The sequence below is a fragment of the Terriglobales bacterium genome (assembly GCA_035691485.1).
Lineage (GTDB): Bacteria > Acidobacteriota > Terriglobia > Terriglobales > Acidobacteriaceae > JAIQGF01.
On sequence record DASSIZ010000115.1, the window covers coordinates 1 to 4,822 of the forward strand.

Below are 4,822 nucleotides of genomic sequence, written 5' to 3' on the forward strand. Positions count from 1 at the left end.
GCGACGCCGCTACGCCGCCGTCCCCCGGGGTATCGAATGGCGGAGGAATTTCGGTGTACGCAGTTGACCAGAACACGGGTGCGTTGACCAAGGTCGCGTTTCACCCGGAACTCGGCGGCCAGCTGGCGTTCGATGCAACCGGTACCTGGCTTTTCGAGTCCACTGGAACGGCGATTAACGCTTATCGCATGGATGCCAACAGCGGCGCATTGACTCTCCAGAACTCAGCGAGCGTCCCCGTCGATCCGAACAATGACCGCGCCGGCGCCATCGCCGTCGTCGCCGTACACTGATCTCCGCGTTTTCGGCTTGATCACCATATTTCGAGGTCGGACAGGTCGCAGCACCGGCAGAAACGAGAACGCCCAACTTGTACCGAGCGACAAAAGACAGCTCACTAAGAGTGCGGATGGAATTGCACCCGCCTTCACTGTTCGCCGGGAGCAGTGCGTTCGTCGTCGGTTTTTTCCGGCCGGAGGAGCGGAAACAGGATTACGTCGCGGATCGAGCGCGAGTCGGTCAGCAACATGGTGAGGCGATCGATTCCCAAGCCGTACCCGGCCGTCGGCGGCATGCCGTACGAGAGCGCGCGGACGTAATCGTAGTCCACCTCGGCCATGGCTTCCTGGTCGCCGGCGGCGCGGGCGCGCACCTGGTCCTGAAAGCGGCTTAACTGCTCATCGGGATCGTTGAGCTCGCTGAACGCGTTTCCTACTTCCAGGCCGCCAATGAACACCTCGAAGCGCTCCACCCATCCAGGCTCGTCGCGCTTGTCCTTGGACAGCGGCGAGACGGACTTGGGGAAGTCGTAGATCATGGTTGGCTGGAAAAGCTTTTTCTCGGCGATGGCTTCGAACAACGCGACCGTGGCCTTGCCCAGGTCGTCGGCATCGAATTCGACCCGATCAATCTCCTCGCGTCCGACGCCATCCATGCGCGCTGGCTCGCCAATCATCTGCCCGCGAACTGAGTTCAGGCGATCGACGGCGGCTTCCAGCCGGGCAGGATCGGCGAAGTCGGCAACCTCGGGCGCGGGCGCGGCGGCCGGCGGCCAGTGCTTGATGATGGCTTCGCGCATCGACAGCCGCTGCCACGCGGTCCAGTCCAGGTCGCGGCCGTTCCACGTGTTGGTGGTGGTTCCGTTTACCTCGCGCGCGAGAAAGGGCAGCAACTCCTCGGTCAGGTCCATCAGGTCGCGGTAGTCGCTGTAAGCCTGGTAGAACTCGAGCATGGTGAACTCGGGGTTGTGCTGCGTGGAGATGCCCTCGTTGCGGAAATTCCGGTTGATCTCGTAGACGCGTTCCAGCCCGCCGACAATCAGCCGCTTCAGGTAGAGTTCGGGGGCGATCCGCAAATAAAGGTTGATGTCGAGCGTGTTGTGATGGGTGATGAAGGGGCGCGCGACGGCGCCGCCGGCGACCGGGTGCATCATCGGCGTCTCCACCTCGATGTAGCCGCGCGCGTCGAAAAACTTCCGCAGCGCCTGCACCACCTTGCCGCGCTTGACGAAGACGTCGCGGACCTCGGGATTCATGAACAGGTCCACGTAACGCTGGCGGTAACGGGTTTCCACGTCTGTGAGCCCGTGAAATTTTTCCGGCAAGGGAAGCAGGTCCTTGGCGAGAAACGTGATCTCGTCGACGTGCACGCTCAGCTCGCCGGTGCGGGTGCGGAACAGGTAGCCGCGGACTCCGATGTGGTCGCCGACGTCGAGCAGCTTGAACAGCTCCCAGCCCTTGTCGCCGACAGCATCCTTCTTCACGTAGATCTGCAGCCGCTGGCCGGCCTGTTGCAGGTGCGCGAAAGCTGCTTTGCCCATCAGGCGAATGCCGCCCATCAACCGTCCGGCAACTTTGCCCTCGGTCTTGTTGGCCTCCAACTGCTCCGCCGTTTGGTCCTTGTACTCCGAAACGATCTGCGGAATGGCGTGGGTGGCCGCGTACTTGTGCGGAAAAGCGAACTGGCCGAGGGCTTCGATCTGGGCCAGTTTGTCGCGGCGGAGGCGGTAGATTTCGTCGTCGAGTGCCAAGGATGTCTAACCTTCGCGAGAGAAACACAGATTATAAAGGATGGAGTTCACCACCGAGGCGCCGAGATCACCGAAGAGCACGGGGAACCTCGATTGCCCTGGCTGCAGATGAACGCCAGCGCAGAGGAAGGACAGCCGATCCGTGATCCTATGCGGTCATCAGCGGCCCGCCTTTCCCGCTGGCCAGCAATTCCCGCACAACGATCGTGTTCATCGCTCACCAGTGGTTGTGACCCTGTCCTGACCGGCTTGTGTAAGCGGCGCGAACGGCTGTAAGATGTAGCGTTTCCGACCTCACATCAGGGTAATGGCAGAGGTTATGCCGCAAAACTACGTCCCCATTTTTCTGTTTGTCGCCGTCGTTGCCATCGCCATCCCGGCGACGCTCATGATTGCCAAGCTGGTGCGGCCGAACAACCCGGAGAGAACCAAGCTCATGCCCTACGAGTGCGGCATCGATCCGGTGGACAATGCGCGCGGCCGCTACACGGTGCGTTTTTACATCGTCGCCATCCTGTTCGTGGTCTTCGACGTGGAGACCATCTTCCTGTTTCCGTGGGCGGTGCAGTACCGGGTTCTGGGACTGTTCGGGCTGGTGGAGATACTGGTGTTCCTCGCCATCCTGGTAGTGGGTTACGTGTGGATCTGGAAGAAGGGCGCTCTGGAATGGGTGTAAGCGCCCCGGCAATTCCCGCCGTTCGCCGTTTTTTCAGGTGACCGTTGCAGGCGTGACGTAGCGCACAGTCGAATGTTTGCGCGCGGGCGGGTTCCGGCCCGGAAGTGAGTTTGGTCACAAACGGATGTGAGCTGTGTACGTGGCGGCGCGGCCGCAAGACTGTTACAAGAAGATACCGCCGCCAGGCACTTGCACCGGAGAGGACTGATCAGGGAAATTCATGGCCGACGAGACAACTCCCAAGGACCCATCCCAGCCGGCGGAATCGAAGCCGGCGGCCGAGAAGCCCGCACCGCCCGCCGCCAAGCCGGCTGCGCCTGCGGCACCGGCTAAGCCCGCCGGGCCGACCCCGCAACCGTGGGAGTCGGAGATGGTGGCCCATTTCAAGCAGCGGTTCGGCTCCGGAATCCGCGAGGCCAGCAGTTACGTGGGCCAGAACTACATGGTCGCGGATAGCTCGATCGTATTTCAGTTGCTGCAGGTCCTGCGCGACGATGAAGACTTCGACTACTGTGTCGACATCACCGCCGTGCACTATCCGCAGCGCGCCGAGCAGTTCGACCTGGTCTGGATCCTTTATTCCTTCCCGCGCAACGAGCGCATCCGCGTCAAGACGCTGCTCCAGGACGGCGCGCCGGCACCCAGCGTCACCAGCCTGTGGTCGACGGCAAATTGGCTGGAGAGGGAAGTGTTCGACATGTTCGGCATCCGCTTCGAGGGCCATCCGGACCTGAAGCGCATCCTGCTGCCTGAGGGCTGGCAGGGCCACCCATTGCGCAAGGAATACTCGATCATTCAGCAGGACACGGAATGGGTGAAGATCAACCTCGGCATCGAGAGCGGCCAATGACGGATTCCACCAAGTCAGGCTTCTACGAAGAAATCGGCAGCGCCGGCGTAAAGGACGAGACCTTCCTTGATGCGAATGAGCTGGTGCTTAACATGGGCCCGCAGCACCCCTCGACGCACGGTGTGCTGCGCGTCATCCTGAAGCTCGATGGCGAGAAAGTGCTGGGCACCGAGTGCGTCATCGGCTACCTGCATCGCGGCGTCGAAAAGATCGCCGAGAACCGCACCTACACCATGTTTAACCCTTACGTGGACCGCATGGATTACGTGGCCGCGGTCTCCAACGGGCTTGGCTACTGCCTGGCGATTGAAAAGCTGCTCAACGTCGAAGCGCCACCGCGCGCCGCCTACATTCGCGTCATCCTCACCGAGCTGAACCGGATGGCAAGCCACCAGCTCTGGCTGGGCACGCACGCGCTCGACATCGGCGCCATGACGCCGCTGTTCTACACCTTCCGCGATCGGGAAGAGATCCTCAAGATCTACGAGAAGTATTGCGGCGCGCGTCTGACGACGCACGCGTTCCGCATCGGCGGATGCCTCTACGAGACCTACGACGGCTTCGAAGAGGACGTGAAGAACTACGTGAAGTATCTGCCCGCCAAGATCGACGAGTACGAGCAGCTCCTCACTACCAACCGCATCTGGGTGGAGCGCACCAAGGGCGTCGGATACCTGTCGGCCAAAGACGCGATTGACCTCGGCGTCACCGGCCCGGTGCTGCGCGCCAGCGGCGTGAAGTGGGACATCCGCAAAGCGCTGCCGTATTCCGGCTACCAGAAATTCGATTTCGAAGTGCCGACCGGCGAGAACGGTGACACGTACGACCGGTACCTGGTGCGCATGGCGGAGATGCGGCAGTCGCTGCGCATTTGCCAGCAGGCCGTCGAAGGCCTGCCGGAGGGGCCGATCATGGCCAAGGTCCCGAAGATCATCAAGCCGTCGGTCGGCGAGGTGTACCACTCGATCGAAGCGCCGAAGGGCGAACTCGGGTACTACATCGTGAGCGACGGCTCAACACAGCCCTACCGCGTGCGCGTGCGGCCGCCGTCGTTCGTGAACCTGCAGGCGCTCGACAAGATGGTGCGGGGCTCGCTGGTCGCCGACGTGGTCGCCGTCATCGGCACCATCGACATCGTGCTCGGAGAGGTGGATCGGTAATGCATGCCCTTCTCGACTACCTGCTGAACCAGAACGTGACGCCGGGGGAGGCGCGGAACGTTTTGGTCGGCGCCATATGGGCGCTCATCTACATCCTGGTTATCTTT

At 61.9% G+C, this 4,822-nt stretch carries 5 protein-coding genes; 4 read left to right on the top strand and 1 reads right to left on the bottom strand.

Annotation, left to right across the window (positions count from 1 at the left end; genetic code table 11):
* The coding region (locus tag VFI82_14595) for a hypothetical protein (GenBank protein ID HET7185912.1) at positions 1–293 on the top strand (293 nt) is incomplete at its 5' end.
* A 134-nt stretch (positions 294–427) separates the two neighbouring features.
* Here the strand turns inward: VFI82_14595 and VFI82_14600 are convergent.
* Positions 428–2,029, bottom strand: coding sequence for a lysine--tRNA ligase (locus VFI82_14600; protein HET7185913.1), 1,602 nt, complete (start codon positions 2,027–2,029; stop codon positions 428–430).
* 319 nt (positions 2,030–2,348) lie between these two features.
* Between VFI82_14600 and VFI82_14605 the strand changes: the two genes are divergently transcribed.
* From VFI82_14605 to VFI82_14615, 3 genes are all read left to right on the top strand, one after another.
* Positions 2,349–2,705: an NADH-quinone oxidoreductase subunit A gene (locus VFI82_14605; GenBank protein HET7185914.1), complete on the top strand. Its 357-nt coding sequence runs from the start codon at positions 2,349–2,351 to the stop codon at positions 2,703–2,705.
* A 220-nt stretch (positions 2,706–2,925) separates the two neighbouring features.
* Entirely contained in the window at positions 2,926–3,555 is a 630-nt protein-coding gene (locus tag VFI82_14610) for an NADH-quinone oxidoreductase subunit C (GenBank protein ID HET7185915.1), read from the top strand.
* Positions 3,552–4,715 carry an NADH-quinone oxidoreductase subunit D gene (locus tag VFI82_14615; GenBank protein ID HET7185916.1) on the top strand — a complete coding sequence of 388 codons (1,164 nt, stop codon included), beginning with the start codon at positions 3,552–3,554 and terminating at the stop codon, positions 4,713–4,715. The genes VFI82_14610 and VFI82_14615 overlap by 4 nt, the downstream gene beginning before the upstream one ends.
* The last annotated feature ends 107 nt before the right edge of the window (positions 4,716–4,822 follow it).